Origin of the sequence: Vibrio coralliirubri, assembly GCF_024347375.1 — a bacterium.
Taxonomy (GTDB): domain Bacteria; phylum Pseudomonadota; class Gammaproteobacteria; order Enterobacterales; family Vibrionaceae; genus Vibrio; species Vibrio coralliirubri.
In genome coordinates this window covers 3,467,973-3,494,607 of the sequence record NZ_AP025470.1, presented here as the reverse complement: position 1 = coordinate 3,494,607, position 26,635 = coordinate 3,467,973, and the positions used below count along the sequence as shown (strand labels likewise).

The 26,635-nt window shown below is 38.0% G+C and carries 25 protein-coding genes; 13 read left to right on the top strand and 12 right to left on the bottom strand.

Annotated elements, in window-relative coordinates:
- Positions 1-93 precede the first annotated feature (93 nt).
- Both OCV20_RS15800 and OCV20_RS15795 read left to right on the top strand, forming a co-directional pair.
- Positions 94-783, top strand: coding sequence for a 3-deoxy-D-manno-octulosonic acid kinase (locus tag OCV20_RS15800; protein ID WP_086774373.1), 690 nt, complete (start codon positions 94-96; stop codon positions 781-783).
- A gap of 44 nt (positions 784-827) precedes the next feature.
- Positions 828-1,364: a YrbL family protein gene (locus OCV20_RS15795; protein ID WP_086774372.1), complete on the top strand. Its 537-nt coding sequence runs from the start codon at positions 828-830 to the stop codon at positions 1,362-1,364.
- A gap of 116 nt (positions 1,365-1,480) precedes the next feature.
- Here OCV20_RS15795 and OCV20_RS15790 read toward each other — a convergent pair whose 3' ends face one another.
- The 7 genes from OCV20_RS15790 to rfaD form a co-directional block, all read right to left on the bottom strand.
- Complete coding sequence (locus tag OCV20_RS15790; protein WP_261881420.1) at positions 1,481-2,497, bottom strand: glycosyltransferase family 32 protein; 1,017 nt, start codon at positions 2,495-2,497, stop codon at positions 1,481-1,483.
- Positions 2,497-3,756, bottom strand: coding sequence for a lipid IV(A) 3-deoxy-D-manno-octulosonic acid transferase (gene waaA / locus OCV20_RS15785; protein ID WP_086774370.1), 1,260 nt, complete (start codon positions 3,754-3,756; stop codon positions 2,497-2,499). Before waaA ends, OCV20_RS15790 begins: the two co-directional genes overlap by 1 nt.
- Before the next feature lie 8 nt (positions 3,757-3,764).
- Positions 3,765-4,928, bottom strand: coding sequence for a glycosyltransferase (locus tag OCV20_RS15780; protein WP_086774369.1), 1,164 nt, complete (start codon positions 4,926-4,928; stop codon positions 3,765-3,767).
- Position 4,929: 1 nt separating this feature from the next.
- Complete coding sequence (locus OCV20_RS15775) at positions 4,930-6,237, bottom strand: O-antigen ligase family protein (RefSeq protein ID WP_086774368.1); 1,308 nt, start codon at positions 6,235-6,237, stop codon at positions 4,930-4,932.
- Complete coding sequence (gene waaF, locus OCV20_RS15770) at positions 6,234-7,262, bottom strand: lipopolysaccharide heptosyltransferase II (RefSeq protein WP_086774367.1); 1,029 nt, start codon at positions 7,260-7,262, stop codon at positions 6,234-6,236. The genes OCV20_RS15775 and waaF overlap by 4 nt, the downstream gene beginning before the upstream one ends.
- Complete coding sequence (gene lpxM / locus OCV20_RS15765; RefSeq protein WP_086774366.1) at positions 7,259-8,248, bottom strand: lauroyl-Kdo(2)-lipid IV(A) myristoyltransferase; 990 nt, start codon at positions 8,246-8,248, stop codon at positions 7,259-7,261. The genes waaF and lpxM overlap by 4 nt, the downstream gene beginning before the upstream one ends.
- 180 nt (positions 8,249-8,428) lie before the next feature.
- Positions 8,429-9,370, bottom strand: coding sequence for an ADP-glyceromanno-heptose 6-epimerase (rfaD, locus tag OCV20_RS15760; protein ID WP_086774365.1), 942 nt, complete (start codon positions 9,368-9,370; stop codon positions 8,429-8,431).
- 152 nt (positions 9,371-9,522) lie between these two features.
- Here rfaD and OCV20_RS15755 point away from each other — a divergent pair, with 152 nt between their 5' ends.
- Together OCV20_RS15755 and OCV20_RS15750 are read left to right on the top strand one after the other, a co-directional pair.
- Entirely contained in the window at positions 9,523-10,686 is a 1,164-nt protein-coding gene (locus OCV20_RS15755) for a nucleotide sugar dehydrogenase (RefSeq protein WP_086774364.1), read from the top strand.
- Between the two features lie 137 nt (positions 10,687-10,823).
- Positions 10,824-11,462 carry a TetR/AcrR family transcriptional regulator gene (locus tag OCV20_RS15750; RefSeq protein ID WP_086774363.1) on the top strand — a complete coding sequence of 213 codons (639 nt, stop codon included), beginning with the start codon at positions 10,824-10,826 and terminating at the stop codon, positions 11,460-11,462.
- Between the two features lie 241 nt (positions 11,463-11,703).
- Here the strand turns inward: OCV20_RS15750 and OCV20_RS15745 are convergent, their stop codons facing one another.
- From OCV20_RS15745 to OCV20_RS15725, 5 genes are all read right to left on the bottom strand, one after another.
- Positions 11,704-12,855: a murein hydrolase activator EnvC family protein gene (locus OCV20_RS15745; protein WP_086774362.1), complete on the bottom strand. Its 1,152-nt coding sequence runs from the start codon at positions 12,853-12,855 to the stop codon at positions 11,704-11,706.
- 160 nt (positions 12,856-13,015) lie between these two features.
- Positions 13,016-13,837 (bottom strand): serine O-acetyltransferase, encoded by an 822-nt coding sequence (cysE, locus tag OCV20_RS15740; protein WP_009847961.1) that lies wholly within the window; start codon positions 13,835-13,837, stop codon positions 13,016-13,018.
- Between the two features lie 297 nt (positions 13,838-14,134).
- Entirely contained in the window at positions 14,135-15,190 is a 1,056-nt protein-coding gene (gene gpsA, locus OCV20_RS15735) for an NAD(P)H-dependent glycerol-3-phosphate dehydrogenase (RefSeq protein WP_050634977.1), read from the bottom strand.
- 196 nt (positions 15,191-15,386) lie between these two features.
- Positions 15,387-15,854: a protein-export chaperone SecB gene (gene secB, locus OCV20_RS15730; RefSeq protein WP_009847959.1), complete on the bottom strand. Its 468-nt coding sequence runs from the start codon at positions 15,852-15,854 to the stop codon at positions 15,387-15,389.
- Between the two features lie 122 nt (positions 15,855-15,976).
- Positions 15,977-16,411, bottom strand: a complete 435-nt coding sequence (locus OCV20_RS15725; protein WP_016786319.1) for a rhodanese-like domain-containing protein — start codon at positions 16,409-16,411, stop codon at positions 15,977-15,979.
- Positions 16,412-17,004: 593 nt separating this feature from the next.
- Here OCV20_RS15725 and OCV20_RS15720 point away from each other — a divergent pair.
- The 9 genes from OCV20_RS15720 (at position 17,005) to OCV20_RS15680 (ending at position 26,633) form a co-directional block, all read left to right on the top strand.
- Positions 17,005-17,694, top strand: coding sequence for an acylneuraminate cytidylyltransferase family protein (locus OCV20_RS15720; RefSeq protein ID WP_086774361.1), 690 nt, complete (start codon positions 17,005-17,007; stop codon positions 17,692-17,694).
- Positions 17,687-18,730 (top strand): N-acetylneuraminate synthase family protein, encoded by a 1,044-nt coding sequence (locus OCV20_RS15715; RefSeq protein WP_086774360.1) that lies wholly within the window; start codon positions 17,687-17,689, stop codon positions 18,728-18,730. Before OCV20_RS15720 ends, OCV20_RS15715 begins: the two co-directional genes overlap by 8 nt.
- Position 18,731: 1 nt before the next feature.
- A complete protein-coding gene (gene neuC, locus OCV20_RS15710) occupies positions 18,732-19,853 on the top strand; it encodes a UDP-N-acetylglucosamine 2-epimerase (protein WP_086774382.1) in 1,122 nt (373 codons plus the stop codon).
- A 4-nt stretch (positions 19,854-19,857) separates the two neighbouring features.
- Complete coding sequence (locus OCV20_RS15705) at positions 19,858-20,967, top strand: polysaccharide pyruvyl transferase family protein (protein ID WP_086774359.1); 1,110 nt, start codon at positions 19,858-19,860, stop codon at positions 20,965-20,967.
- Positions 20,968-20,989: 22 nt separating this feature from the next.
- Positions 20,990-22,237, top strand: coding sequence for an oligosaccharide flippase family protein (locus OCV20_RS15700; RefSeq protein WP_086774358.1), 1,248 nt, complete (start codon positions 20,990-20,992; stop codon positions 22,235-22,237).
- The gene (locus OCV20_RS15695; protein WP_261881419.1) at positions 22,234-23,466 is read left to right on the top strand and encodes a glycosyltransferase family protein; all 1,233 of its coding nucleotides are present in this window, start codon (positions 22,234-22,236) and stop codon (positions 23,464-23,466) included. Before OCV20_RS15700 ends, OCV20_RS15695 begins: the two co-directional genes overlap by 4 nt.
- A gap of 187 nt (positions 23,467-23,653) precedes the next feature.
- A complete protein-coding gene (locus tag OCV20_RS15690) occupies positions 23,654-24,853 on the top strand; it encodes a DUF6418 domain-containing protein (RefSeq protein WP_086774356.1) in 1,200 nt (399 codons plus the stop codon).
- A 47-nt stretch (positions 24,854-24,900) separates the two neighbouring features.
- Positions 24,901-25,710 (top strand): glycosyltransferase, encoded by an 810-nt coding sequence (locus OCV20_RS15685; RefSeq protein ID WP_086774355.1) that lies wholly within the window; start codon positions 24,901-24,903, stop codon positions 25,708-25,710.
- Positions 25,707-26,633: an NAD-dependent epimerase/dehydratase family protein gene (locus OCV20_RS15680; RefSeq protein ID WP_086774354.1), complete on the top strand. Its 927-nt coding sequence runs from the start codon at positions 25,707-25,709 to the stop codon at positions 26,631-26,633. The genes OCV20_RS15685 and OCV20_RS15680 overlap by 4 nt, the downstream gene beginning before the upstream one ends.
- Positions 26,634-26,635: the final 2 nt, after the last annotated feature.

Sequence of the window (26,635 nt, the reverse complement as noted above, 5' to 3'; positions counted from 1 at the left end):
CATGGCTTTAACTCTAGTAATTGATTCCCAATAATTATGCAGTTGGGCCAGAAGAATGTAAAATAAAACTAAGAGTATTGATGGGTAAGGCTAATGAAAAAAGTTAAGCTTGATAATCAAGTAATTTGGTTTGATGAATCGTTGATTCCGGAAGAACAGCTAAACTATGCTTTTGAGCCTGCATATTGGCAAGAACAAGGGAAAATAGTCGGAAGTGCCATGGGACGAGGTATTACCTGGTTTGTAGAGTTAGATACAATGCAAGGGGCGTTACGTCATTATCGACGTGGTGGTCTATTTGGTAAACTGATTGAAGATAGTTATGTGTTTATTGGTGAGAGCAAGTCACGAAGCTTTCAAGAGCTTGTATTATTGGATAGACTAAAAAAATCAGGTGTTAATGTACCAACTCCAATTGCAGCAAGAATTGTAAAGCAAGGTCTAACTTATAGCGCTGACTTACTGAGCGAGAAAGTACCTCATGCTCAAGATCTTGCTTCTCTATTGAGAAGACATAGACTTTCAGAGAGTGCGTATTACAAAATAGGGAATGAAATTCGTAAAATGCATGTTGCACAAGTTAATCATACTGACCTCAATATCCATAATATATTAATCGATGATCAGAGTAAGGTTTGGATTATCGACTTCGATAAGTGTAACAGCCAGTCTGGAGATGCTTGGAAGCAGGCTAATTGGGAAAGATTGAAACGGTCTTTTTTAAAGGAAAAGGCTAAGGGAGCAATTAATTGGGATGAGAGCGATTGGGATTATTTATTCTAGTTACCTAGTTCGCCTTAATTATAAAAATTCTAAATAGTGATAAAATGATAATTTTAAATCAAGCTGACTTTCTTACTGAAGGTTATACAAGAAAGTGTTATATTAACCCTGATGATAAAAGTAAAATATTAAAGATAATAAAGCCTGAGTGCGGTAAGCAGTTAGATATTAATGATATTGAAAAATTTTATTTATCTAGAGTAAAGCATCATGGGATAATTGCTGAATGTTACCAAGAGGTTGAAACAAACCTTGGGATGGCTATGGCTTTTGAACATGTAGTTGACTTCAACTTGGAAACCTCAAGATCAATAAGTTACTACCTTCGTGAAGGGATTATTTCTAAATCAAAAGGTAAGATTTTGATTGCCAATTTATTCGATTCTGCAATTAGTTCGGGAATATATGTTAGAGATACGAATTTAGATAATATTTTGATTAAAAAAAATGAAAAATGTGAATTTTCCCCTATATTTATTGATGGTTATGGCGCTATTACTTTCGACTATAAACTTTATCGTAATATATATTTTAAATTTCTATCGAAAGCTAGAACGAGAAAGACAAAAAAAGAGCATTAGAGAGAGTTGATAATAATGTTTTTTAGGACAATATTGATTTTTTGGATTTATTAAATGGTTTTTTGTAAACTTAATTGAGGTGCATAAGGCTCAATTAAGTTTACTTTATAGTGTGATTATTTGGTTAATAAATTCATGTGATTCACGCGATCCTTAAAAATATCACTACTTTGATAATCACCTTTGTAAGTTTGTTTAGATACATAGGATAGTTCAAACTTTTCTAGTTCATCATTATTTACCACATGATTATTACTTGTTGTGTTAAACCTAGCCCATGCATCAATACTCTCCGATTGTCTAAAGGCTTCATTGAAGAAATAACCCACAGAAAAGTATGGCATAAATCCAACTTTTTCAGCCTTAAATACAACATCTGCGTAAAACTTGTCGTTATCACTGTCACTTAGGCCTAGCGATTTTATACGGTTCGATAGCATTAAGCTGTTTGCACGAGGCTTAAATAAGTGAGATAGAAATAATTCTAGAGTTTTTCTTATGATTGGTGAGCGTGGAGGAGAGGCAAGAAACCAAGCCTCAATTGGTCTAGTTTTATTACTATTATGTCTAAATGCAAAAAACTGAGCTTTTTCTATTTCATTATCCAGCCATGAAGACAAAGGCTTTAAGCAAAACGTTGTAGTGTCAGCCCAAACCCCTCCCTGAGTGGCGAGTAGATATAATCGAAGAATATCGGCTTTCATTGCAAAACCTAAATTAACAGTTGCAATCTTAAATATAGCGTTGAAATCAAAACCTAAAATATCATTTAAATTATTATCATTTAGTAGTGTAACATTATAATCTGGGTTGAGTTTTATCCATGACTCTACGCTGACTCTAACAACTTCAGGAGCTTCTTCTAACGGAGAGTTCCAATATAACCAGATTTTTTTTGGTGCATTATTTAATTTATCATTAGTATCTTGATTTGTCGCTGAGTATAATTTTTGTAACCCATCTTCAGCTTTGCTTATTGAGGCTTTAATGTTTGGGGCGTTAACATCAGAAGATTCTTTTATATTAATATTATGAAGTTGATTATACTTTCTACTTAAGTAAGGGATGTACTTGCGTAGGAAATAAAAATCTTTCTCAAACGTTCTTGATTTAATCAGCTTATCTATTGGCATCATAGTTTTATATTATCTAATGTTCGTTGAATGGCACCTTGCTGAGTCTTTATAAAGCAAGTTGCATTATTTGAGAGTTTAGTTGCATACCCTGAGTCGGACAATAAGTTTATTACATTATTTTTTAATTCTTTTTCTGTTGTGATAATACAGGCATCTCGATCTCTTAGGGTGTTTACGATGTCTGAAAAGTTAAAATAGCTTGGGCCTATAACAATAGGTTTCCGAAGTGATGCTGGTTCTAGTATGTTATGCCCTCCAACTTTATCACCTAAAAGGCTCCCACCCATAAAACAAACGTCAGCACATCCGATAAGAGGCAGCATCTCACCCATTGTATCGGCTAGGTAGACCTGAGTTCGTTGGGTGACCATATCATTTTTAGTGCGACGTACCGTAATTAGGTTTAGCTTATTGCATAAAGCGAAAACATCATCGAATCGTTCAGGGTGACGAGGAACCAATATAAGAAGCGCATCTTTTAGATGTTTACAAATAAACTCATGTGCAGTCAAAATTTTTTCATCTTCCCCTTTGTGTGTACTAGCAGCTATCCATATTGGTCGGTTTATACCAAGCCTATTCCTTAGCTGATTCGCATGTTCAATGGTTTCTTTTGTGATATTAATGTCATATTTAATTGAACCTACAACTGTCAGTTTATGTTCAGGAACACCTAATTGTAAGAATCTATCTTTATCTGAATTCTGTTGACAGATAATCAGAGATAAGTTGTTACTTAGCTGTTTGAAAAAAGAAGAGAATAAAGAGTAATTTTTAAGAGATTTTTCAGATAACCTGGCATTCATCACTGTTATAGGAATAGATGCTTTGTGAACCGTGTGTAAAGTGTTTGGCCAGAGCTCAGTTTCCATTATCAGCAACTGATATGGTCCTACTCTCTTTAAGAAATTTTTGATACACCAACCAAAATCTATAGGCATATAGCGATGTATGACAAGAGTACCTAGTTTTTTCGCTTGCTCCGCTCCTGTGGAGGTTGTAGTGGTTAGTACTATTGGGAGGTTCGGCTCTTGTTCTTTTAGCTTGCGAATAAAAGGTATAGCAGCGATAGTTTCTCCGACTGAAACAGTATGTATCCACAATGGTTGTTGCTTGCAATCTAAATGATCACCAAAGCCAAAATGTTCTATCCAACGTTTTCCAAATTTTGGTTTGTTCGGGCGTTTTCTATATAGCCCAAATAGTAGAGGTGGACTCAGCATTACAAGAAGAAAACAGTAGAGTATTCTAATCATTGTACATCCTATTCTGTAAAGTTACTCAGGAACTCTTTTGCTATATTTTCGTCATCAAATCTATACAAGGTGTTGTTTACAAACAAATCGAAGTCTTTGTTCCACGAGTGATTCATCGCAGATTTTATAGTTTGAGCTAATTCTTTTGGGGATTCTTTGGCGAGGAAAGGCTCTAGCTTTCCTTGCATTATTTGCCTAACTCCCCCCTTGCTATCAGTACAGACAACCATTGTGCCGCAGGCAAGAGCTTCAATTAGAACCATGCCCAACCCTTCGAATTTGGAGCTGAGTACAAACAACTCTGCCTGTTCGTACCAAGGAAAGGGGTTCGTTTGCAAACCTTTAAAGTGTACTGTATCCGTTAGATCTAATCTTTCAACTAACTTCTCCAAAGCATCACGCTCTTCACCTTCACCTACGATAACTAAGTCTTGAGTTACACCTAGGTGCTCTCTAGAGTACTTATAGGCTTCGATTAGAAGGGAAAAATTTTTTTGCGGAACCAAACGACCTAAACCAAGTATAAAAGGTTTGTTATGTAGAGGTTTACTTACAGACTTGTTTTTTATCAAAGTAAGGTTGTTAGGGTTATTTATCATGATCATTTTTTTTGTGACTATGTCATATTCATCACAGAGTTGCTCAAGACTATTTAATGCTCCATTAGATACGCAACTAACATTACGTTGATGAAATAAGTTATTGAACGCCCATTTAGATAAGCCTTTATATCGATTCAACTCTTGAACATTCTCACAAACAAAAACAAATCTAGAATCCTTTATAGGCCAGATGTGTTCAAATGTTCCTTGCCCTCTAAATATGACTAAATCAAATTTCCCTTGTTTTTTTTCAAGTTTATTTAATTCATACCGAAATGCAATAGCTTCAGCGTAAGCAAAAATGATGGAGAAGCTCTTACGGAAAATGATATTGGATATTTTAGATAAAATTAACCAAAAAAAACCTATGCCTGATGACAAAACTATCTTCTTTAGATTGAATAGGTGTACAGGTATAGTTTTATCATTGGGACGTAAAACTATTTTTTTATCTCTTAGATAAATCAAGTGTGTATCATGCCCAGACTTCTGATAAGCATCGGAAAGGTTTATAGCGACTCTTTCCATACCACCAATCTTTAATGTGTTTACAACTATAGCTACTTTCACTTTACAAATCTCTATTTTTGGGTTTAGTAATGGAAGCTGTTAGGTGAAATGTATATAAACCTGCGAAAATAATGTTATGAGTGAAAACTCCATAAGTCCTACCGTTAAATGTTTCGAAAAAATTAATACACCCCCAAAACGTAATGAAGACCAAAGAGAATAGTGAAAATGATCTAATGTTGCTGTCAAATTGCTGCCTAATCAGTAAAGATTTCGCCAACCAATAGTACATCGCATAAATAATGAGAAGGCCTAAGAGACCATAAGATACAAGGACTTCAATGTGATAATTGTGTAGGTGTCCAAAACCTTTCAGTCGACCTTGGAATTTTTCTGATTGTTGAATCACAAGACCTATAGCTTCTGGTCCGTTACCTAAAATGGGTCTTTCTTTTATCCACTGACTAGCTTCGAGCCAAGAATTCATCCTGATTCCGATACTCGACATAGGTATATGATCTACATTACCTGAGAATATTGAATACCATGTATTTTGCTCTTTCAACGCTCTTTTTTTTATGAAGTCAATCTGACTAAGTGCAATAATACCCATAACAAGAACCAAATATATAGATATCACAGCTTTTTTATTGGTCGACTTATAGACGATAATATGGAGAAGAGGTAGCGTTAACATACATATCATCAATGTTAACCAAGCCTGCCTTGATTGAGACGCTATTATTACAAATATAGAAAAAGCGATTGCCAATAGTATAGTTGAAATTGATAAAACTCGGGTGATGTTTGTTTTTAGCTTTTTAGTTCTACTAAGTAAAAACACTAGAATAAGTAAACAAGTACTTGCAAACATTGACGTGAACTGGGCATTTTTGATCGAAAAGTCGACTCGACGTCCAGATAATGCTTTAGTTATTTCATTTGTAAAATCGGAATGTACAATACATCCAATAATAAATCCTACCGTAAAAAGTGACCATAATATATAAGTTCTTTTTTCTTTGCCTTTGAGCCAATATGCGATAAAAATAAACGTAAAGAGTTTCGCCAATCGATCAATTTTTGGTGCTTGATTCGCAAAATCGGGTAAATATATTATTGAATTTACCCAGCTTAAAGTTTGTGCTGCAATTGCAAGACCTAATAAGATAACCATAGGATCTTTTAACAATCTTTTATGATGGATAAAAATAATAGGCAGAGATAATATTATCAATATATTCCTTGATACCTCACCAATGTGTTCAAAAGGTACAACGGTTAAAGAATATAGATATACGAAAAATAAGCATGTTTTTTCAAAGTTTTTACTAGAAAAAATTTTTTGGGCATAGGTCATTGAGGTCATTGTATTTTATCTATAACTAGATTTGAACTTAGGTTCTTAAGGCACTCTAAGTGCTTTAACGGACATTCTCGCTTAAAACAAGGTCTGCATTCTATGTCAATGCTGATGATATCAACTTTGCTTGCCAGTGGAGGTGTGTAGCTTGGAGATGTTGACCCATAGATCCCAATGACATGACAACCAACAGAAGCTGCTACATGCATCAACCCGGAATCATTGCTGACCACCACCTCACAGTTAGCCAATAGATCAACTGCTTCAATTAATGTTGTTTTTCCTGCCAAGACTTGTATATGACACTGTAGTTCTGGATCGACTAAAGACTTAATTTCGTTACATGTCGAGGCGTCTTTTTGTGATCCAAATAACCAGACTTGTTTGCCTAATTTACATGCGTGCTGAGCAACTTCTGCATACTTTTTAGTTGGCCATTTCTTTGCTGGCCCGAACTCTGCACCGGGACAAAGTCCAATCGTATTCTGTTGAGTGTTCAATGAAAATTTAGTGAAAGTCTCTAATTGTTGTTTTTTATCAATTATTAACTTCGGTTTGGGTAATGAACTTAGTCCTCCCAAATCATGAGATTCATCACTTCCATTTTTAGGATAAGCTAGTGCAACATAGCGTTCGACCATATACTGGAAGTCTTTCATATTTATTCGAATATCATTCAATAAACCGTAGCGGAACTCACCTTTCCACCCTGTACGTATTGGGATGTTTGCGAACCATGGTATTAGGGCTGATTTTGCTGATTTGGGAAGAATATAAGCTTGGTCGTATTGCTCTCCTCGAAGGGACTTACCGATTTTACGTCGTGAGGAAAAGCCTAACTCTCCATGGCCAATCGGCATTTCGATGGCTTTATTTACTTCGGGCATACGATCTAAGATTGGCTTGCACCACTTTGGCGCGATTACGTCAATTTGACTTTCTGGGTTCAGTTGTTTTAATACAATATACAATGATTGTGACATCACCATATCACCGACCCAAGATGGACCTATAATTAATATTTTCTTCATTTCTTAATTTGCCAATCAATGTTATAACGCGGTTTAAATAGGTTGTAAAAATTCTTTCCATCTTTTTGAGTGTAAAGCAGTTGTAATATCCACATGTACTGTTCTGGTTTTGGCTCAACAAACGTTTCAATAGCTTTATTCATCGCTCGAGCGTCCGCTTGTTCCTCACTTTGTAGCTCAAGGGCGGGTAATACTTCTAATGAGTACTTTCCTGTCGCAGGGTTAATGGAGGCGAACAGTGGAACGATTTTAGCTCTAGACAACCTAGCCAATTTACTTAGCCCTGGCAGCGTAGCTTTTGTGGTATTAAAAAAGCTAACGAACTCGCTAAGCTCAGCTCCATGGTCTTGATCTGGTAGGTAATACCCCAAGTACCCATCTTTAACAGACTTGATAAATGGCTTTATTCCTCCCGAGCGTTCATATACACGACCGCCATATTGAACTCTTTGGCGATGCATAAGCCAATCAGACACAGGGTTTTTTTGTTTTTTTGCCATTGCTGATACAGGAAGACCCATCGATGCAAGCATGATTGCTGGAATATCAATAGCCCATGAGTGTGGGACTAACAATATGACATTTTCACCGTTATCAGTGTGCTTAGTTAGGTTTTCTTTCCCAATGAATTCACACTGTTCTTGTAACCAGGATTTCGATTTTAAAGTAAGTAAGCTAAAGCGAAGTACAAAGACGCTAGCAGTGTATAGGGTCTTGTAAATTAGTTGTTCACGTTCTTGAAAACTGAGGTTCGGAAAACACAGCTCAAAATTTACCCGAGCTCTATGAGCTGGGCCTTTTTTCGATTTAGCTAGCTTTAAAGCAATAATGCGTGCTAACCATTGATGAAAGCGTAATGGAAGTAGGGCTACTGGGAGTGCAAATATTACTGCTAACCACGTTCCCCATAATTTAGGTGCGAGAAAAGACCGCCCAAAACTAGGATTGTAAGCTTTTGGATCAAAGTCATCACGTTGCTTTGTCATTTTAAATCACTAACCTTAAAATTTACTTAGCTTTTCTATATCACTTTACATTTTTATTGTATTCGGAGGTATATAGAATACTTGCTCACAGCACTAATCTAGTTTTGCATTGCTGATATTAGAAGTTAGAAGTTAGAAGGTTTAGGGGGAGTGTTGTATCCCCCTAAGCTTAACATGAGGCTACTTATTTATAATTTTCATGTAGTGAGCAACGCCTTGCGCTACCGTTTTAAATGCAATATCACAACCAGCGGCGCGAAGTTTTGTCAGGTCAGCTTGAGTAAACTCTTGGTAAGCACCTTTTAGATGCTCAGGGAAAGGAATCGTTTCGATTTCACCTTTACCATGGTGCTTGATTACGGCTTTTGCAACTTCGTCAAAAGACTCAGCATTGCCGGTGCCTAGGTTGAAAATGCCTGAAACTCCGCTTTCTAAGAACCATAGGTTTACTGCTGCAACGTCACCGACATACACGAAATCACGCTTGAATGTTTCGCTACCCGCGAAAAGTTTAGGGTTTTCACCAGCATTCATTTGGTTGTTTAAGTGAAAGGCTACCGATGCCATGCTGCCTTTGTGTTGCTCGCGTGGACCGTAGACATTGAAGTAACGAAAGCCAACGATTTGTGGCAGAGTTTCGTTGTGAGTCGCTGCGTCTGCTTGTAGGCGGCGAACATAGTTATCAAACTGCTGTTTAGAGTAACCGTATACGTTCAATGCACCTTCGTACTCTTTCTCTTCGATGAAAGTCTCTGTCTCACCGTAAGTCGCGGCAGAAGAGGCATATAGGAATGGAATTTCACGCTCAACACAGTAATGCAGTAACTCTTTTGAGTACTCATAATTGTTAAGCATCATGTATTTACCATCCCATTCAGTGGTAGCCGAGCACGCACCTTCATGGAAAATAGCTTCAATAGGGCCGAAATCATCGCCAGCCATAACTTGAGTTAGGAAGTCGTCGCGATCCATGTAATCAGTGATGTCTAGGTCTACAAGGTTCTTGAACTTTTTACCGTCCTTGAGGTTGTCGACAACTAGAATATCGTTGTGGCCTGCGTCATTAAGTGCTTTCACAATATTGCTGCCGATCATGCCAGCACCACCAGTTACGATAATCATATTTTTCCTACTCTTTTGAATATAAAACTACCGCGAGTATAGCAAGGAATGATAAAGGTGGGCTAGTGGAATAATTCCTTAAGCGGAGTATGATATGAGCTGGTTACTCTTAAATAAGTGCGCAGTAAGCACTAGAAACTATAGGTATTATCATGAAAATTGCAGTTGCGGGTACCGGTTATGTAGGTTTATCCAATGCGATGTTGTTGGCCCAAAACCATGAAGTGGTAGCGGTTGATATTGTTGAAGACAAAGTAGCTATGCTTAATAAAAAGCAATCTCCAATAGTTGATAGTGAGATTGAGCACTTTCTATCAAATAAGACGCTGAATTTCAGGGCGACAACAGATAAAGCGGCTTACAAAGATGCTGAGTTTGTAATTATCGCTACTCCAACCGACTATGACCCTAAAACGAACTACTTTAATACCAGTTCTGTAGAGTCAGTGATTCGTGACGTAATGATGGTTAACCCGAATGCCATCATGGTGATCAAATCAACGGTACCTGTTGGTTATACTGAGCGCGTTAAGCAAGAGTTGAGCTGCGAAAACGTTATGTTCTCACCTGAGTTTTTGCGCGAAGGCAAAGCCCTGTACGATAACTTACACCCATCACGCATTATTGTTGGTGAGTGTTCTGAGCGAGCTAAAGTGTTTGTAAATCTGCTGGTTGAAGGCGCTGAAAAAGAGAATATAGATGTGCTATTTACTAATTCAACAGAAGCAGAAGCAGTAAAGCTATTCTCAAATACCTATCTGGCGATGCGTGTTTCTTATTTCAATGAGCTCGATTCTTACGCCGAAGCGCACGGTTTGGATTCTCGCCAGATCATCGAAGGTGTGGGTTTAGATCCTCGAATTGGCAATCATTACAACAATCCTTCATTTGGTTACGGTGGTTACTGCTTACCTAAAGACACCAAACAGCTGTTAGCTAACTATCAAGATGTACCAAACAACATTGTCGGTGCAATTGTTGATGCGAATCGCACTCGTAAAGACTTCATTGCGGATTCAATTATTAAGCGTTCGCCTAAAATTGTAGGTATTTATCGTTTGATCATGAAGTCTGGTTCAGACAACTTCCGTGCTTCTTCGATTCAAGGCATCATGAAGCGTTTGAAAGCTAAAGGTATTGAAGTGGTCGTATTCGAACCTGTGTTAGAAGAAGAACATTTCTTTAACTCGAAGGTTTATTCCGACCTAGAAGAGTTCAAAGCTGTATCGGATGTGATTGTATCTAACAGAATGGTAGAAGAGATCGCAGATGTTGCAGATAAGGTTTACACGCGAGACCTCTTTGGCAGTGATTGATTCCAGTAGCGATTGATTGCAGCTTTGATAGATGGTTAGTTTTAGCGCTTGCTAATTCGACCAGATGTTAACAGCTCGATCTATCCGTTTAGTGGCGATATACTGAGCCACTAAACGGATAGGGATACTAATTACTAATGAAAACACGTGACAAGATTGTTTACGCTGCACTAGAGCTTTTTAATGAGCACGGCGAGCGTAGTATTACGACCAATCATATTGCTGAACATATTGAGATTAGCCCTGGCAACCTCTATTACCACTTCCGCAACAAGCAAGAAATTGTCAGTGATATCTTTACTCTCTATTCGACAGAGTTACTTGAAAGATTCACTCCAATTCAAGGGCAGCAAGAAAGCCTGACGCTACTAAAGAGCTATTTAGATTCTATCTTCACGCTGATGTGGAAGTACCGATTCTTCTATGCGAACCTACCTGAAATATTGTCACGTGATGAAAAACTCCACCTTGATTACATGGCTGTACAAGAAAAGCTGCAAACGAATCTTGTGGATATTATGAGAGCCTTTGTTGAGTTGAACTTGCTCAAAGCAACGGATACGGAAATGAAGTCTATGGTCACTTCTCTTCACTTGATCGCATCGGGTTGGTTAGCTTATCAATCGGCGATGTCTCCAAAAGCCCAGATTACTGAGCAAGTGGTACATCAAGGGATGTTGCAGATGATCGCGACCGTTAAACCGATTGCAACAGCTCAAGGTTTTGAACAGCTGACATTGTTGGAAGATGGTGTAAGGGCGTTGAACTCTAAGTAGAAAGATGTGAGTAAGCGAGATACGGGTAACGAAGATCGGGAAAGAGCAGATTCGAGTAACGGGATACGAGTAAACGAAAAGCAGGGTCGAGTGACGACGAGGCTAGCGTTTTTCATGTCACGTTTTACTCTAACCTTGTATCTGCTTTTAAGCTCTTCGAATCTCGGTTACTCGCATCCCGTATCTGCTCTTATGCTCTTATGCTCTTCGCATCTCGGTTACTCGCATCCCGCATCTGCTCTTACCTAACCAACCAACTCTTCGGGTTCTGAGCTTGGCTGTTTCTGCGAATTTCAAAGTACAGTGATGGGCGAGTTTGGCCGCCAGTGTCACCAGCAAGTGCGATGGCTTCACCCGCTTTAACCTTGTCACCTTCTTTCTTTAAAAGTGCTTGGTTAAAGCCGTAGAGCGTCATGTCACCTTTACCGTGGTCAAGCAGTACCACTAAACCATAACCTCGCAGATACTCGGCAAAGACCACCGTGCCTGAGTAAACGGATTTTACTTGCTGACCGTACTTGGCGTTGATCACCATGCCTTTCCAGTTAACTTGACCCGTTTGTCTTGAACCATAGCTATGCAAAACTTTGTCTTTGATCGGCCAAGGTAGTTTACCTTTGCGTTTGGCTAAACCATCCATAGGGACAGCATTACGTCTCTCGCGAGCCGCTTTTTCGGCTTTCGCTATTTCAGCTTTGAGGCGAGTTTCATTTCGCTGGAGCTCTGCCAAGTAATTCTTGTCACCCGAGATGTTCTTCTTGATGCTACCAACGGTTTTCTTACGTTGTGTTTGGGTTTTGGCTAGCGTATCCCGCTTGGTGGTTTGTTGTTTTAGCAGTGTTGCTATCTGTTCTTGCTCAAGTTGACGTTGTTTATGGCTCTCTTCTAGCTCAAGTTGAGTTTGTTCAATCGTTTTGATTGTTGCGGAGCGAGCTTTGGCAAGGTGTTGGTAATAGTGGCTGATACGATCTTCTTCGACACCCGTGTTGAGGATGTGAGAAGACGCTTTGGCTCGACTTGTCATGTAGTAAGTCTGAATCAGTTGCTCTAACTTATCGGTATGGACTTTTTTCTGAGCCGTAAGCGCTTTAATCTTGGTGTCTAAGTTAGCAATATTTGCATTAGCCGTATTGAGTTGCTTTTTACTGTCTAGAATCGCTTTTTCAAGCGAAGCGATGGATAGCTCTTGTTTCTTGAGGCTTGCTTGTAGGCTATCAAGTTTTTTCTGTTGTGAGGACAGGTTTTTTTGTTGGCGAAATATTTCACTCGATACGCCTTTCAGTTCCCCCTGAGAGGCGGCAAATGACGATGTAGACAAAATTGCAACACAAAGGCTGGCAGATATCAGAAGAGTCCGGCTAATGGCTCGAATTTGTTTCATCATTATCGTCATTTTGCTCTTATTCATTATCAACAGCTGCTTTTAAATCTTTTCGCATCTCGGTTACTCGCATCCCGTGACTGCTCTTAGTTTTTTCGAATTTCGCTGAATCGAATCCCGCATCTGCTTTTAAGCTCTTCGCATCTCGATTACTCGAATCCCGAATATGCTCTTAAATCCCATCACCATGGATGAAGTTCTGAGAGCGACCATTGAAGCCTTGATCCATATCTAAAGATGGCTTGTCAGTTTTAGGCTTTCCGACAATTTTTGCAGGAACCCCTGCGACTGTTGTATGAGGTGGTACGGCTTGTAGAACCACAGAGCAAGAACCAATTTTCGCGCCTTCGCCCACTTCAATATTACCGAGAATTTTAGCGCCAGCACCAATCATCACGCCTTCGCGGATTTTAGGGTGACGATCGCCACCTTCTTTACCGGTACCACCTAAGGTCACGTCTTGAAGAATCGATACATCATTTTCAACGACGGCTGTTTCACCAATCACAATGCCAGTAGCGTGGTCGAGCATGATCGCTTTACCGATGCGCGCTGCTGGGTGAATATCAACCTGGCAAGCGACAGAGATTTGGTTTTGTAGGTAAGTGGCAAGTGCAATACGACCTTGTTTCCACAACCAGTTAGCCACTCGGTAGCCTTGTAGAGCATGGTAGCCTTTCAGATAAAGCAGAGGCATCGAGTACATCTCGACCGCAGGATCTCGATTTACCGTCGCGCAGATATCACAAGCGGCAGCATCAATAATCGATTGGTCCTGTTTGAATGCTTGTTCAACCACTTCACGCACCGCCATTGCTGGCATTGAAGCTGTTTTTAGCTTGTTTGCTAGGATGTAGCTAAGTGCTGCGCCTAAACTTTCATGGTTGATGATCGTGGCATGATAAAAACTCGCAAGCATAGGCTCTTGCTCCGACTGCTGTCGAGCTTCCTTCACAATGCATTGCCAAACTTTTTGTTGTTCACAGTGTTTCATTTTACCATCCATTATTTTTAAGGGGCAGCTGCTAGATTTGAAGAGCTATAAGAGCAGATGCGAGTAACCGAGATTCGAGATACGAAGAACGAGATGCAAAGAACAGATTAGAGTAGCGAGATGCGGATAACGAAAAGCAGCCTTCTTTAAGCGCTCATTCTGCTTTTACTCTCTTCGCATCTCGTTTACCCGAATCTCGTATATGCTTTTATTCTTTTCGCATCTCATTTACCCGAATCTCGTATCCGCTTTTACTCTTTTCGCCTCTCGTTTACTCGAATCCCGTATCTGCTTTTACTATCTTTCTGACTTCTTGTCTCGTGCAAGTAGATCTTGTGCTGCTAAGTGTGCATCTTTCCCTTGATACAACACTTGATAAATTTGTTCAACAATTGGCATCTCAACGCCCATGCGCTCTGATAATAACCAAACTTCTTTGGTGTTGCGATAACCTTCAACGACTTGGCCAATTTCTTCTTGTGCGGTATCGACATCTTTGCCTGCGCCAAGTGCTAAACCAAAACGACGGTTGCGTGATTGGTTATCAGTACAGGTTAGTACTAAGTCACCCAACCCCGCCATGCCCATAAAGGTTTCTGGTTGCGCGCCAAGAGCTGCTCCTAATCGGCTCATCTCAGCTAAACCGCGAGTGATTAGTGCGGTACGAGCATTAGCACCAAAGCCAATACCATCCGACATGCCTGCGCCAATTGCGATAACATTCTTTACTGCGCCGCCAAGCTGCATACCAATGAAATCTGAGTTTGCATACACGCGGAACGTTTTACCGCAGTGGATTTTTTCTTGAAGCTCTTCTAGGAAAACTTCGTCAGGTGAAGCGACAGAGATAGCTGTTGGCATGCCCATCGCTAACTCTTTGGCGAAGGTCGGCCCTGATAGAACCGCTAACGAGTACCCATCACCAAGCACATCGTGCGCGACATCTTTAAGCAGGCGGCCTGTTTCTGGCTCTAGGCCTTTGGTCGCCCAACAGATGCGAGAATCTGATGCTAAGTAAGGTTTAACGCTGTTAAGCACAACGCCAAATACATGGCTTGGGACGACAAGCAAAAGATCTCGGCTCGAAGTCACGGCTTTTTCTAAGTCAGATTCAATGATCAGACTTTCTGGGAATTCTATATTTGGTAGAAACTCATTGTTTGCACGCTCTGATTCAAGGCGATTCATATGAACAGGATCATGTCCCCAAAGAACAACATTGGCACCGTTACGCGCTAGAGATATCGCTAAAGATGTCCCATAAGAACCTGCGCCAATCACTGTCATCGCAATGTCTTTACCGTAAGCGCTGTCTTTACCGCAAGCGGCTGTCGCGCGAGTTGTTTCTGTCATGCTTCCACCTAAAAATAATGAGGGAAATCGAAGAGTTCTTGAGATGTTTTCTAAATTAAGAAGAAAAAGCTCTCTATCAAAATACAGTGTAAATAAAAAATGCACATCGCAGAAGCTGCGATGTGCATTTAAAAGCTAAGCTTCTTATAACATAAGCTATTTAAGCGTTCGTTAGAGTTAAGTTCTACTGTGAGACTTAAGCCTGTTCGCCTTCAGCTTGTTGAGCTTGGTTTTGTAGGTAGTTCATGAACAAAGCATCAAAGTTTACTGGAGCTAGGTTCAGTTGTGGGAACGTACCTTTAACCACTAGGCTAGAAATCGTTTCACGAGCGTATGGGAACAGGATGTTCGGGCAGAATGCACCCAGGCAATGAGCCAGTTGGCCTGCTTCCATTTCGCTTGCAGAGAAGATGCCGCCTTGTTGAACTTCACAAAGGAATGCAGTGTCTTCTGCATTCTTAACTGTAACCGTTAGACGTAAGATTACTTCGTAAACGCCTTCGCCAAGTTCACGGCTTTGAGTGTCTAGATCCAGTTTTACATCTGGGTTCCACTCTTTTTGAAACATGTCCGGAGAGTTAGGCGCTTCGAAAGATACGTCTTTTAGGAAGATACGTTGGATTGCGAAGTTTTGTTGTGCGTCTTGTTGTGCTGCTTCAGCCATTTTCTTGTCCTTAAAAATTTATAATTAGGTTTTGTTCGTCATATAAGCCGAACAAAACCTTAAAGTCATATTGGTGTAATTAGGTCAGCTTGCTGCTTGTCGTTAACGGGTATTGCCTTTAACTACTTCTTACCTTTAACCAAAGGTAGGTTAGCTTCGCTCCAAGCCACTAAGCCACTTTTCAGTACGCTTACGTTTTCGAAACCTGCTTTAACCAGTAGGTTAGCGCTTTCTTGAGCCGTTTGACCTGTCTTGCATACTACGATGATTGGGTCTGCTTTGTGGCTTTCAAGGCTTCCAAAGCTATTTGCTTTGATATCTGACGGCAAAATGTGAACTGCGTCCGTAATATGGCCCTTTTTGAACTCATCCTTAGTACGAATATCAACCACAACGCCATTTTCACGGTTAATCATGTGTGTGGTTTGCGCTGCCGTGATCTCTTTGTAGGCTGCGTTTGATGTCTTGATAACGTTCGCAATGATGGCAACAACTAAGCCGATCCATACGATGGCTAAAATCATATTCTCTTGAACAAATGGAACTAACTCTTGCATATCTTGAACTCTTATTCGTTATTGGGCGAAAAACTATAGGTCAGGAGTATAGCGAGGTTTTGGGTTTGGTGTATAGGTTCGCTTAATAATCCTTTGCTATTATGTAGGAGCATAAGCTCGTTGATGGTTTGCCTCTTGGACCTTGAAATGAGATGATTAAAAGGTTTCTATCATTTTTAATGACTTGTAGTCTGCGTAGTGTGGTTTCGCGAATGACCAAAGGGCGGTAGCTTGCTTTAGTTCAAAGAGGCATATCGCTTTCTGTGCAAATTTTGCGCTAAAAATCACAATGACTTGACGTTTACCTACTGTGATGATCTCACTATGTAGTGTTGAGTTACATCGCTTTATGGCTTCCGTGCATTGTTGATTTCTAATATTGATTTACATAATTTGTAATTTGTAATTGTGTCTAAGTTTTAATCAAGTGAAGATTCGTATCATTGACATGCACTTGAGTGAGTTGGAAAAACCAACAATACCTCTGACTATAAGCTAGGGAGAAGTCTTGTTTAATTTTTTAGGCGTACATTGAAGTAACGCTAAACGAATAATGATAATCATTCTTTTATGTGGGGAATTAGGGTGGAAATATGCGAATAGCATTAATAACAGCTAGAGGTGGCTCTAAAGGACTTCCAAGGAAAAATATTCTTAAATTAAATGGAATACCACTCATCGGATGGACAATTAAAGCGGCGCAAGAGTGTAAGTCTATTGATCTTGTGTATGTATCAACAGAGGACGCTGAAATAGCCGAGGTGAGTCGGAGTTTTGGGGCGGAGATTATCCCTAGACCAGAGCTATTAGCGACAGACTCAGCAACTAGTGAATCTGTTATAGAACATGCAATTTCATGGTTAGAAAGCATGAATGTTGATACACAACAAATAGTTCTCTTACAGCCTACTTCGCCACTAAGGACAAGTACACATCTTAACGAGGCGTTGGAGGTTTTGTCTAATTCTAATGCAGATTGTATAATTAGTGTGTTTGAACCGACACATACTCCAATTAAAGCGTATGTTCAAAGTGAAAATGGATTCATTACTGGTCTTTACAGTAAGAAAGCCCCTTATATGCGTAGGCAAGATTTACCTCAAGCATATCAGCCCAATGGTGCAATTTATGCTTTTCATAAAGAAGCGTTTCAAGAATTTAATCAAATACCGAGAGATAAGGTGTTGCCGTATGTCATGTCTGAGTTAGAATCTGAAGATATTGATACAATTGATGATTTTTTGAAAGTAGAACAAATTTTGAAGGAAAAAATTAATGCTTAATCCTGTATTTGAAATCGCTGGACGTAAAGTTGGGCTTGAACATTCTCCATTGGTAATCGCAGAAATTGGTATCAACCATGAAGGCTCACTGAAAGTTGCATTCGAGATGGTTGATGCGGCAATTGCTGGCGGAGCTGAAGTAATAAAGCACCAAACTCATGTCGTCGAAGATGAAATGAGTGAAGAGGCAAAGTCGGTAATACCAGGGAATGCTGACGTCTCAATTTATGAAATAATGGAACGATGCTCACTCAATGAAGCCGATGAGACGAAACTGAAAGAATATGTAGAGTCTAAAGGTGCAATATTCATTAGTACTCCATTTTCACGCGCAGCTGCCGAACGTTTGGAAAGAATGGGTGTACCAGCGTATAAAATTGGGTCGGGGGAATGTAACAACTACCCTCTTCTAGACCTTATTGCTAGCTACGGCAAACCTGTTATTTTGAGCACAGGGATGAATGATATTCCTTCTATTCAGAAAGCTGTAGATATTTTTAGGAAGCATGAAACGCCATTCTGTTTACTGCATACGACGAACCTGTATCCAACACCAGATCACTTGATTCGTATTGGAGCAATGGAGCAAATACAAGAAGCATTTCCGGATGCTGTTGTAGGTTTATCTGATCACAGTATTGATAACATTGCTTGTTTAGGTGCAGTAGCCTGCGGAGCTTCAGTTCTAGAGCGTCACTTTACAGATAGTAAATCTAGACCTGGTCCGGATATTTGTTGCTCTATGGATACTGAAGAGTGTCGAGAGCTTATTGAACAGTCAGCACGAATGGCAAAAATGCGTGGCGGTAAGAAAGAAGCGGCAAAAGAAGAGCAGGTTACAATTGATTTTGCTTACGCTAGTGTTGTTACAGTTGCAGATATTAAAGAGGGTGATAAATTAACTAGAGAAAACTTGTGGGTAAAGCGACCGGGTACTGGTGATTTCCTCGCTGAAGATTATGACTCTTTACTTGGAAAAATTGCTACGCGCTCTATTCCTTCAGATGTGCAGCTAAAGAAAGGTGATGTTAAGTAATATGAAAAAAATACTGTTCTTAACAGGGACTCGAGCCGACTTTGGTAAGTTGAAAAGTTTGATCTCAAAAGTGGAACATCATCCTGACTTTGAAGCACATATTTTTGTTACAGGAATGCATTTGATTGCAAAATATGGGATGACAGCGAATGAAGTTGAAAAGACTGGGTTTAAGTCCATATATAAGTACATAAACCAAAATGGTCACGACTCTATGGATGTCGTTTTATCAAAAACAGTATTGGGTCTTTCTGACTATGTAAAAGAACTACAACCAGACATGATAGTTGTACATGGTGATCGTGTAGAAGCAATGGCTGGCGCAATTGTAGGCTCATTAAACAATATATTGGTTTCCCATATTGAAGGGGGAGAAGTTTCAGGAACAATCGATGAGTTGATACGTCACTCAGTTTCCAAGATGTCACATATCCATTTTGTATCCAATGAACAAGCTAAGTTGAGATTAATTCAATTAGGTGAATTAGATTCTAGTATCTTTAAAATAGGCTCACCAGATCTCGATATAATGCAATCTAAAGATCTGCCAACTCTTCAAGAAGTAAAAGAGAGATATGGTATTGATTTTGATGAATACTCGGTATTTATGTATCATCCTGTCACTACAGAACTTAAAAACCTCGCAAGTAATATTAGGGAAGCTGTTTCAGGTCTTATTGAAAGCAATAGAAATTATATTATTATTTACCCTAACAATGACCATGGCTCTGAAATTATTATAAATGAGTTCGATAGGTTAAAAGGTGAACCTCGGTTTAAAATCTTCCCTAGCATTAGGTTTGAATGCTTTTTAACGATACTTAAAAATACCAAAATCATGATAGGAAACTCAAGTGCTGGCATTCGAGAGGTTCCATTTTATGGAAAACCTACAATAAATTTAGGATCACGACAAAATAACCGTTCGAGTGCTGAATCAATTACAAACATACGTGAAGATGCTACGCTAATAGTTGAAACTATAAATGCAATAATTGATAAAAGCTACACTCCTTTCAAAGAATTTGGGGATGGTAAGAGTGATACATTATTTATGAATGTTATAGAGTCCACCGGCACTTGGAATATAAATAAACAGAAATCATTTATGGATATTAAATAAAATTATGAAAATCTTACATATCGCCGCATTTGAAGGGAACATTGGTGATAACGCCAGCCATATGGGTTTTATTAATATTCTCGAATGCGTAGTTGGAGAATACCATATTGATCGCTTGGAAATTCGAAAAGCCTATAAGAATTACGTTAAAGAAGATAAATTAAAATTTGATAATGATTTTGTGAAATTAGCGAATAATTATAACCTTGTTGTTTTTGGTGGTGGAGGATTTTTAGATTACTGGGTTGAAGGCTCAAGTAATGGAACCACTATCGATATTGAAGAAGAATTTTTAGATAAAATAAAAACTCAAATCATTATTGCTAGTGTTGGATGTAATCCCCACAAAGATGTGCCTGAAGAAAACTATAATAAATTCTGTAAATTTCTTGATTTTGTGAAAACTAAAGAAAATATACAAATCGCATTAAGAAATGATGGTTCTGTAGATTCCATTCAAAAAGACTTTGGTAATAGCTACTTAGATGGCCTAGTCGAGATACTAGACCATGGGTACTTTTATTACCCAAAAGAAGAATATAGTTTACCAATTGATGATGAATACGTAGCAATTAATATTACTGATGATCAATTAAGTATGAATGGTGGTTTATCAACCGACAGAGATTGGTACTATCAGGAATTAGAAGAACTTTTAGCTGGGCTTGTCGAGAATAAATTGAAAGTTGTGCTAGTTCCCCATATCCATCAAGACATTGAAGCGATTGGAACTGCGCTAAGTAAAATTTCTCCCCAGCTCGTGAGAAATAATACGGTCATAGCCCCATGCCTACAAGGTGACAAAGGGACCGACTTAGCTTTTAATATATATAAAAACTCAAAACTTGTCATAGCATCTCGTTATCATGCAAATGTTTGTGCAATTAAATTTGGCATTCCAACGATAGGGTTATCTCCGTTAAGAAGAATTGAGTATACTCACAAACAACTATTGTCTGACGATACTAATATTCATATTTCTCCTGGTTTTGCAAAAAAAATACTGAATAATTTGACAGTTTTGTTAGAGAAAAAATCAGATGCTAAATTAAATGAAATGAAAAGGCACACGATAGACTTTTATCAAACTTATTTTAAAAGAATAACCTCTTAATCGGTCATGTAGGATAATCATATTGCCAAGTAGCTCACTTGTAGTCCTGATAGTCAAGCTTTTTGCAGCATTAATGTCATTTGGGCTAAATATCATTCTAGTTAGACGCTTGGGAGTAGAAGACAGCGGAGCGTTTTTTTATTTCCAAAGCTTGTTAATGTCCCTGGTTGTAGTCACAACCATGGGACTACAAACACCTATTGTTAGGTGTGTAGCACAAAATATGACTGGAACTCACAAGGGTATAGGGATATTAAGAGGGACCTGTATTACTGTCATTGTGATGAGCTTTCTGGTAGCAATGTCTCTGGTGTTTGTTAAAAATACGATTGGAGCAATACCATTTTCAAATAGTGTGTTACACACATTTCTAATGACACTTTTTTTATACTCGATTAGTGTAATTCTATTTAGCTATAATCAAGGTAAAGGATACTATGTAGAGTCGGTAATTTTTCAATCTTTGTTTTCAAATTTGATTCTTTTTATATTTATTCTGAATTTTAAATTAGATATAGAGGGCGTTGTTAGAGTTTATTGCTTTTCTATGTTACTCTCGGTACTAGTGCAATCGATAATTATTAACTATCGAGATAAAAAATTAAAAAACAATTTCATGAAGGATGAGTATGACTATAAACACCTTGTTAGTATTGCAATTCCTTGCTTTATTCTAGTTGTTATAGAGAGAATTGTACCATTAATTAACCAAACAATCTTAGGAAATAGGTTAGGATCTGATGCGATAGCCGAGTTCTCAGTGTTGATAAAGATAGTAGGTGTTGTTGCTTTATTTATATCAGCAATTAACGTTGTTATAGCTAGAAAAATAGCTATCGCTTACAAGAATGGTGAACTAGATGAAATACAACAACTTATCTCTAAATGCCTGAAGTTCTTTATCCTAGTGTCAGTAATATTTATTACTATTATTGTCTTCTTTGGTGAGAATCTCCTTAAGATATTCGATGATACTTTCGTCCAGTTAAAGGTCGCATTGCTTATTTGTTCTATTGGGCAGGTCGTTAATATATTGACAGGTTCCGTCTCACAGCTACTGCTTATGACAGGGAATGAAAAACAGATGAGAAATAGCATCTTAATTGGCTTCTCGCTATTTTCTTTATCTTTGATAATTTTTTCAAGTGACTTTAGCGTTGTAAAGGCATCTGTTTGTTTTCTTGTCTATATGTCGTCATCAAACCTATTTGCATGGTACATGGTTAGAAAGCAAATAGGGATTAATACCTTATGGTTGGTATGGAAATGAAAAAAATAAAAATCCTGTTTTATATTGAACATATAGAAAGAGAATTGAGTACTGTTGAGAGTATTGTCGATGGGTTGAAATTAAAAGAAAGAGATTACGTTATAGTTTCTACGAACTTCGCTATGGGCCTATCTAAATTTCTGTACATACCTGAATTAGTGATAACGCCATGGCTGTATTCTGATTACTGCTACAAAAAAATAGCATCATTTATATTTACTAATGAAATTAAAATTTTAAATTTACACCATGAGCAAATAACAAACTTGGATAGGATTTCGGCTTTACTCCCTAGTGGTAAGGCTAAAGAAGGTTATCACATTTCTTGGGGGTGTGATTTCCAAAGAAAGTTAATTGATGTTGGTGTAGATAACCAAAAAATTCATGTGACCGGGTCTATTAGATTATCAAAGAAAGAGCCTTTATATTCCAAGAAAGACTTATCGTGTAAGTATTTGGGAGAAGATAGCCTTTCAAATATGAAGTGGGTCATGTTCGTGTCTAGTTATAGCTGGAAAGACCTTCCAGAATCGGTAATTAAGAAGGTTGAAAAAAATGGTAGAAAGAATGTTTGGGAGTATAGAGATATAGTTAGGTCTAGTTATAACTATACGCTTTCTTGGATTGAACGATTTCTGATTGAAAATAACGATGTGGTATATATCTATCGCTTACACCCTAGTGAAAATATAGATGAAAAACTATTAGCGTTGAAAACTAAACATTCAAACTTCCATATTGTTAGTGAACTGAAAATATCTGAGTGGATACCACATTGTGATATATTAGACTTATGGATTAGCACCTCAGTAGCAGAAATATTCATACATGATAAGCCTGTCCGTATAATTCGCCCTATCGAATTACCCTATAATGTCGAAGTTGAAGGGTTTCAAAGATTCGAGCATACAAATTCAGTAAACTCCTTTTTAAACGTAGACTTCTCTTGCTTAAACTACAACAAGATACATGCTAAAGAGTATCTAGATATGTACTATACATTTGGTATTGATAGCAAAGAAGAAACCATTTTAGCCGTAGAGAAAATACTTGGAGAAAAGGGAAATGAAATTTACATCAGTAAGTTGAATAGATTCCTTGTAGCCACTTTGGAAGTAGTTAAGGATTTTACTAAAATTTCGTTGGTTAAAACTGGTTTAATAAAACTCACCCCTTTTAATCGTATAAAAAAAAGTTTCTTTTTAATGTGCAATGTCGATGACCTATAACAAGATTATTTTTTTTGTTTTATCCACCTTCTGCTTATCTTTGGCAATTACTAGTAAGATGCTCTCTTTAGGTACTAGTGTGGAATTTTTTTATTCATTTTCATCAGTACTATCTTTTCTCTTTTATTGTTTTGTCTGCTTAGGTCTTTATCAATTATATACATCTCAAGTATTAGTATTCTCCTGGATGTTAATATACTTAACCTCGGCTGTTGTGGCGTCTGTTATCATTGATGTGAGGCCTGGTTTTTATCTTTTTGAAGTAGCAGAGTACACGACTCCATCCATGACAACTGTGTCTTTATTTGTCATGGTCACCGTTTCTCTATTTTTCATGATGTCCACTTATTCATATTTGTCTGACACCTCAAAAAGTAAAGTGTCCAATCAAATACACCTTAATTTTGAGGTGTTGATTATTGCTACCTTATTGGCCACTATATCTTTTGTAACTATCGTGATGTATATCGATAAGCCGGCTTTCGCTATGGGTATGAGCAAGGTGGTATACTCAGCTAACGTTCTTAACCCTGTAGTGGATAAACTCTTGCGGAATGCTATGGTCTTTGTACCTGCAGTCGGAGCACTTGCTTGCTATAATAATAGATATATCAGTCGCTTATGTATCTTTGTTTTGATATTGTATGGTGTATCGCTAGTATGGATCGGTCATAAATTTGGACTGATTCTTTATCTTGTTTACTTCTCGATTTTTTATTATGCCACTAAAGCAAATCTAAAAGACGTTAGGAAAACAATATATCGTTTGTTAGTTGTACTCGTCTTATTAATTTCGCTGGTTTTAGTTAGCGTTATTATAGCATTTAATATTGATTTTTTGGGTGCTTTAGATTATCTCTTCAACAGAATAGCACAGCAATCCCAAGTATGGTTTACCATGCAGAAATTGCCGGAGTTTAACCACTGGCATTTAAAAGAGTTCGTAAATGAGCTTTACACCTTTGGAAAAATATCACTGGAAGATGAATTACATTCAAAGGTAGGGATATACAAGGCTATGAGTCTGACAATGAGTGAGCTAGATTATTGGACTCGCTTTGAGAACAATCAAAATATAGCATTTGGTTTTTATCCGTTAATTACATACTATTTCGATTTCTCAGGTGCTCTTGTTCTAAACGCTTTTCTTTTTTGCATCTACGGTGCACTTGTCTGGCTTCTTTTGTTTTTTGTTTCTAATGGCTATTACTTTTGCTCGATTTTTTGTACGCGTATTGTATTAATGATGCATGCAGTTCTTATTCAAGGAGATTTATTTCGTATAGTCAGTTTAGATAATATTGTTATATTTATAATTATGCTTTGTTTGTTTATTTTTCAGTACAGAGCTAGAAATATGCGACACTCTATAGAAAACGATAAGTAACACGTTTTCTATTCATTAGTCTAATTTAGATAGGATTAGCGAAAGGAATGGACTATTCAGTTTTAATGTCGGTTTACTACAAAGAGACCAGCGATAACTTTCATAGATGTCTTGCTAGCATTTATTTACAATCTTTAGCACCTAAAGAGATTGTATTAGTATTGGATGGACAGTTAACCGATGAACTTTATTCAACTATAGAATATTGGAAAGTTAAGTTGCCAATACTAACTGTTCCTTTAGAAAATAATGTTGGATTGGGGAAAGCTTTGAATATTGGCTTAGATCTATGTTCATGTGACTTGGTCGCAAGAATGGATACTGATGATATTTGTATGCCATTTAGGTTTCAAAAACAAATTGAAGAATTTGAGAAAGACTCAGACTTGGATATTTGTGGAACATATATAATTGAATTTGATAAGTCACCAGATCAAGTTATGAGTAAAAGGGTACTCCCTATACTAAATGATGATATTGTTAGTAAGTGTGGCTGGAGTAACCCATTTAATCATATGACAGTTATGTATAAAAAGTCTGCTGTAGAAACTGCTGGGGGCTATAGACATATGCCTTGGATGGAGGATTGGTACCTTTGGCTGAGAATGATATCTATAAATAGTAAGTGCTTAAATATTCCTGAATACCTTGTGAAAGCTCGTACTGGTGCTGGAATGATAGAAAGGCGATCTGGTCTCTCTTACATAAAAAGTGAGTGGATGTTGACTAAAATTAAAGTATCACTATCTTTAATGTCTTGGCCAAAATCATTGTTTATTTTTTTAGTACGCTCATTTCCTCGAGTTTTACCAAGAAAGGTTTTACTATCACTTTATCTAATTATGAGAAAAACATGATGAGTCAAATACTCTTAACTGGTTATTCAGGCTTTGTGGGGAGACAAGTAGCTAGCAACCACGACGTCCATCGGGTTGTATTGAGAGAAAGCAATAGTACTGTAAATAATTTCAACGGCACTATATTTAAGATAAATGATCTAGATGGTCTTACAAATTGGACTGGTGCTTTTGAAAATATAACTAGTGTAATTCATTTGGCAGGACTTGCTCACTCTAATGAATATGATTTAATTGATTATAATAGAGTGAATGTCGATGGTACAATTAGATTAGCACGAGAGGCAGCTAAATCGGGAGTTAAAAGATTTGTCTTTGTCAGCTCTATCGGTGTCAATGGTCGGAAAACAATAGGCAGTCCTTTTTCGCCTAATGATGCTGATAAGCCTCACAATCCATATGCTTGCTCGAAAAATGATGCAGAAATGGAGCTAAAAAAAATTGCGTTAGACACAGGACTCGAGGTTGTAATTGTACGCCCAACATTGGTTTATGGTCCTGATGCACCTGGTAATTTTGGTACGCTGACAAAGTTAGTTCGTAAATTGCCTATTCTTCCTTTTGGCTTCGCCAATAATCGACGAGATTTTATCGCAGTACAAAATCTAGCAGATCTACTAGTCACCTGCGCTACTCACCCTAATGCTGCAGGCCATACGTTTCTGGCAAGTGACTGTAAATCAGTTTCTATTAAAGAGTTTACTAATGCGGTTAGTGAGGGGCTAGGAAAAAAAGTCATGCAGCTTCCTATTCCTATCAGCTTGATGAGACTTGCTGGTAAAATCACTGGGAATTCTGCCATTATCGAGCAATTGTTCGATGATCTTCAGGTTGATTCCGAAAATACAAAAGAGGTTCTTGGATGGTCTCCTCCTTTTACAATTAAACAAGCAATGGCATCATTGCGTGACTCGAGTAAATAAAC

Excerpts from the sequence above, each read along its gene's own strand:
- OCV20_RS15800 (WP_086774373.1), top strand. The coding sequence starts at position 94 with ATGAAAAAAGTTAAGCTTGATAATCAAGTAATTTGGTTTGATGAATCG.
- OCV20_RS15795 (WP_086774372.1), top strand. The coding sequence starts at position 828 with ATGATAATTTTAAATCAAGCTGACTTTCTTACTGAAGGTTATACAAGA.
- OCV20_RS15790 (WP_261881420.1), bottom strand. The coding sequence starts at position 2,497 with ATGCCAATAGATAAGCTGATTAAATCAAGAACGTTTGAGAAAGATTTT.
- waaA (WP_086774370.1), bottom strand. The coding sequence starts at position 3,756 with ATGATTAGAATACTCTACTGTTTTCTTCTTGTAATGCTGAGTCCACCT.
- OCV20_RS15775 (WP_086774368.1), bottom strand. The coding sequence starts at position 6,237 with ATGACCTCAATGACCTATGCCCAAAAAATTTTTTCTAGTAAAAACTTT.
- waaF (WP_086774367.1), bottom strand. The coding sequence starts at position 7,262 with ATGAAGAAAATATTAATTATAGGTCCATCTTGGGTCGGTGATATGGTG.
- lpxM (WP_086774366.1), bottom strand. The coding sequence starts at position 8,248 with ATGACAAAGCAACGTGATGACTTTGATCCAAAAGCTTACAATCCTAGT.
- rfaD (WP_086774365.1), bottom strand. The coding sequence starts at position 9,370 with ATGATTATCGTAACTGGTGGTGCTGGCATGATCGGCAGCAATATTGTG.
- OCV20_RS15755 (WP_086774364.1), top strand. The coding sequence starts at position 9,523 with ATGAAAATTGCAGTTGCGGGTACCGGTTATGTAGGTTTATCCAATGCG.
- OCV20_RS15750 (WP_086774363.1), top strand. The coding sequence starts at position 10,824 with ATGAAAACACGTGACAAGATTGTTTACGCTGCACTAGAGCTTTTTAAT.
- OCV20_RS15745 (WP_086774362.1), bottom strand. The coding sequence starts at position 12,855 with ATGACGATAATGATGAAACAAATTCGAGCCATTAGCCGGACTCTTCTG.
- cysE (WP_009847961.1), bottom strand. The coding sequence starts at position 13,837 with ATGAAACACTGTGAACAACAAAAAGTTTGGCAATGCATTGTGAAGGAA.
- gpsA (WP_050634977.1), bottom strand. The coding sequence starts at position 15,190 with ATGACAGAAACAACTCGCGCGACAGCCGCTTGCGGTAAAGACAGCGCT.
- secB (WP_009847959.1), bottom strand. The coding sequence starts at position 15,854 with ATGGCTGAAGCAGCACAACAAGACGCACAACAAAACTTCGCAATCCAA.
- OCV20_RS15725 (WP_016786319.1), bottom strand. The coding sequence starts at position 16,411 with ATGCAAGAGTTAGTTCCATTTGTTCAAGAGAATATGATTTTAGCCATC.
- OCV20_RS15720 (WP_086774361.1), top strand. The coding sequence starts at position 17,005 with ATGCGAATAGCATTAATAACAGCTAGAGGTGGCTCTAAAGGACTTCCA.
- OCV20_RS15715 (WP_086774360.1), top strand. The coding sequence starts at position 17,687 with ATGCTTAATCCTGTATTTGAAATCGCTGGACGTAAAGTTGGGCTTGAA.
- neuC (WP_086774382.1), top strand. The coding sequence starts at position 18,732 with ATGAAAAAAATACTGTTCTTAACAGGGACTCGAGCCGACTTTGGTAAG.
- OCV20_RS15705 (WP_086774359.1), top strand. The coding sequence starts at position 19,858 with ATGAAAATCTTACATATCGCCGCATTTGAAGGGAACATTGGTGATAAC.
- OCV20_RS15695 (WP_261881419.1), top strand. The coding sequence starts at position 22,234 with ATGAAAAAAATAAAAATCCTGTTTTATATTGAACATATAGAAAGAGAA.
- OCV20_RS15690 (WP_086774356.1), top strand. The coding sequence starts at position 23,654 with ATGTTAATATACTTAACCTCGGCTGTTGTGGCGTCTGTTATCATTGAT.
- OCV20_RS15685 (WP_086774355.1), top strand. The coding sequence starts at position 24,901 with ATGGACTATTCAGTTTTAATGTCGGTTTACTACAAAGAGACCAGCGAT.
- OCV20_RS15680 (WP_086774354.1), top strand. The coding sequence starts at position 25,707 with ATGATGAGTCAAATACTCTTAACTGGTTATTCAGGCTTTGTGGGGAGA.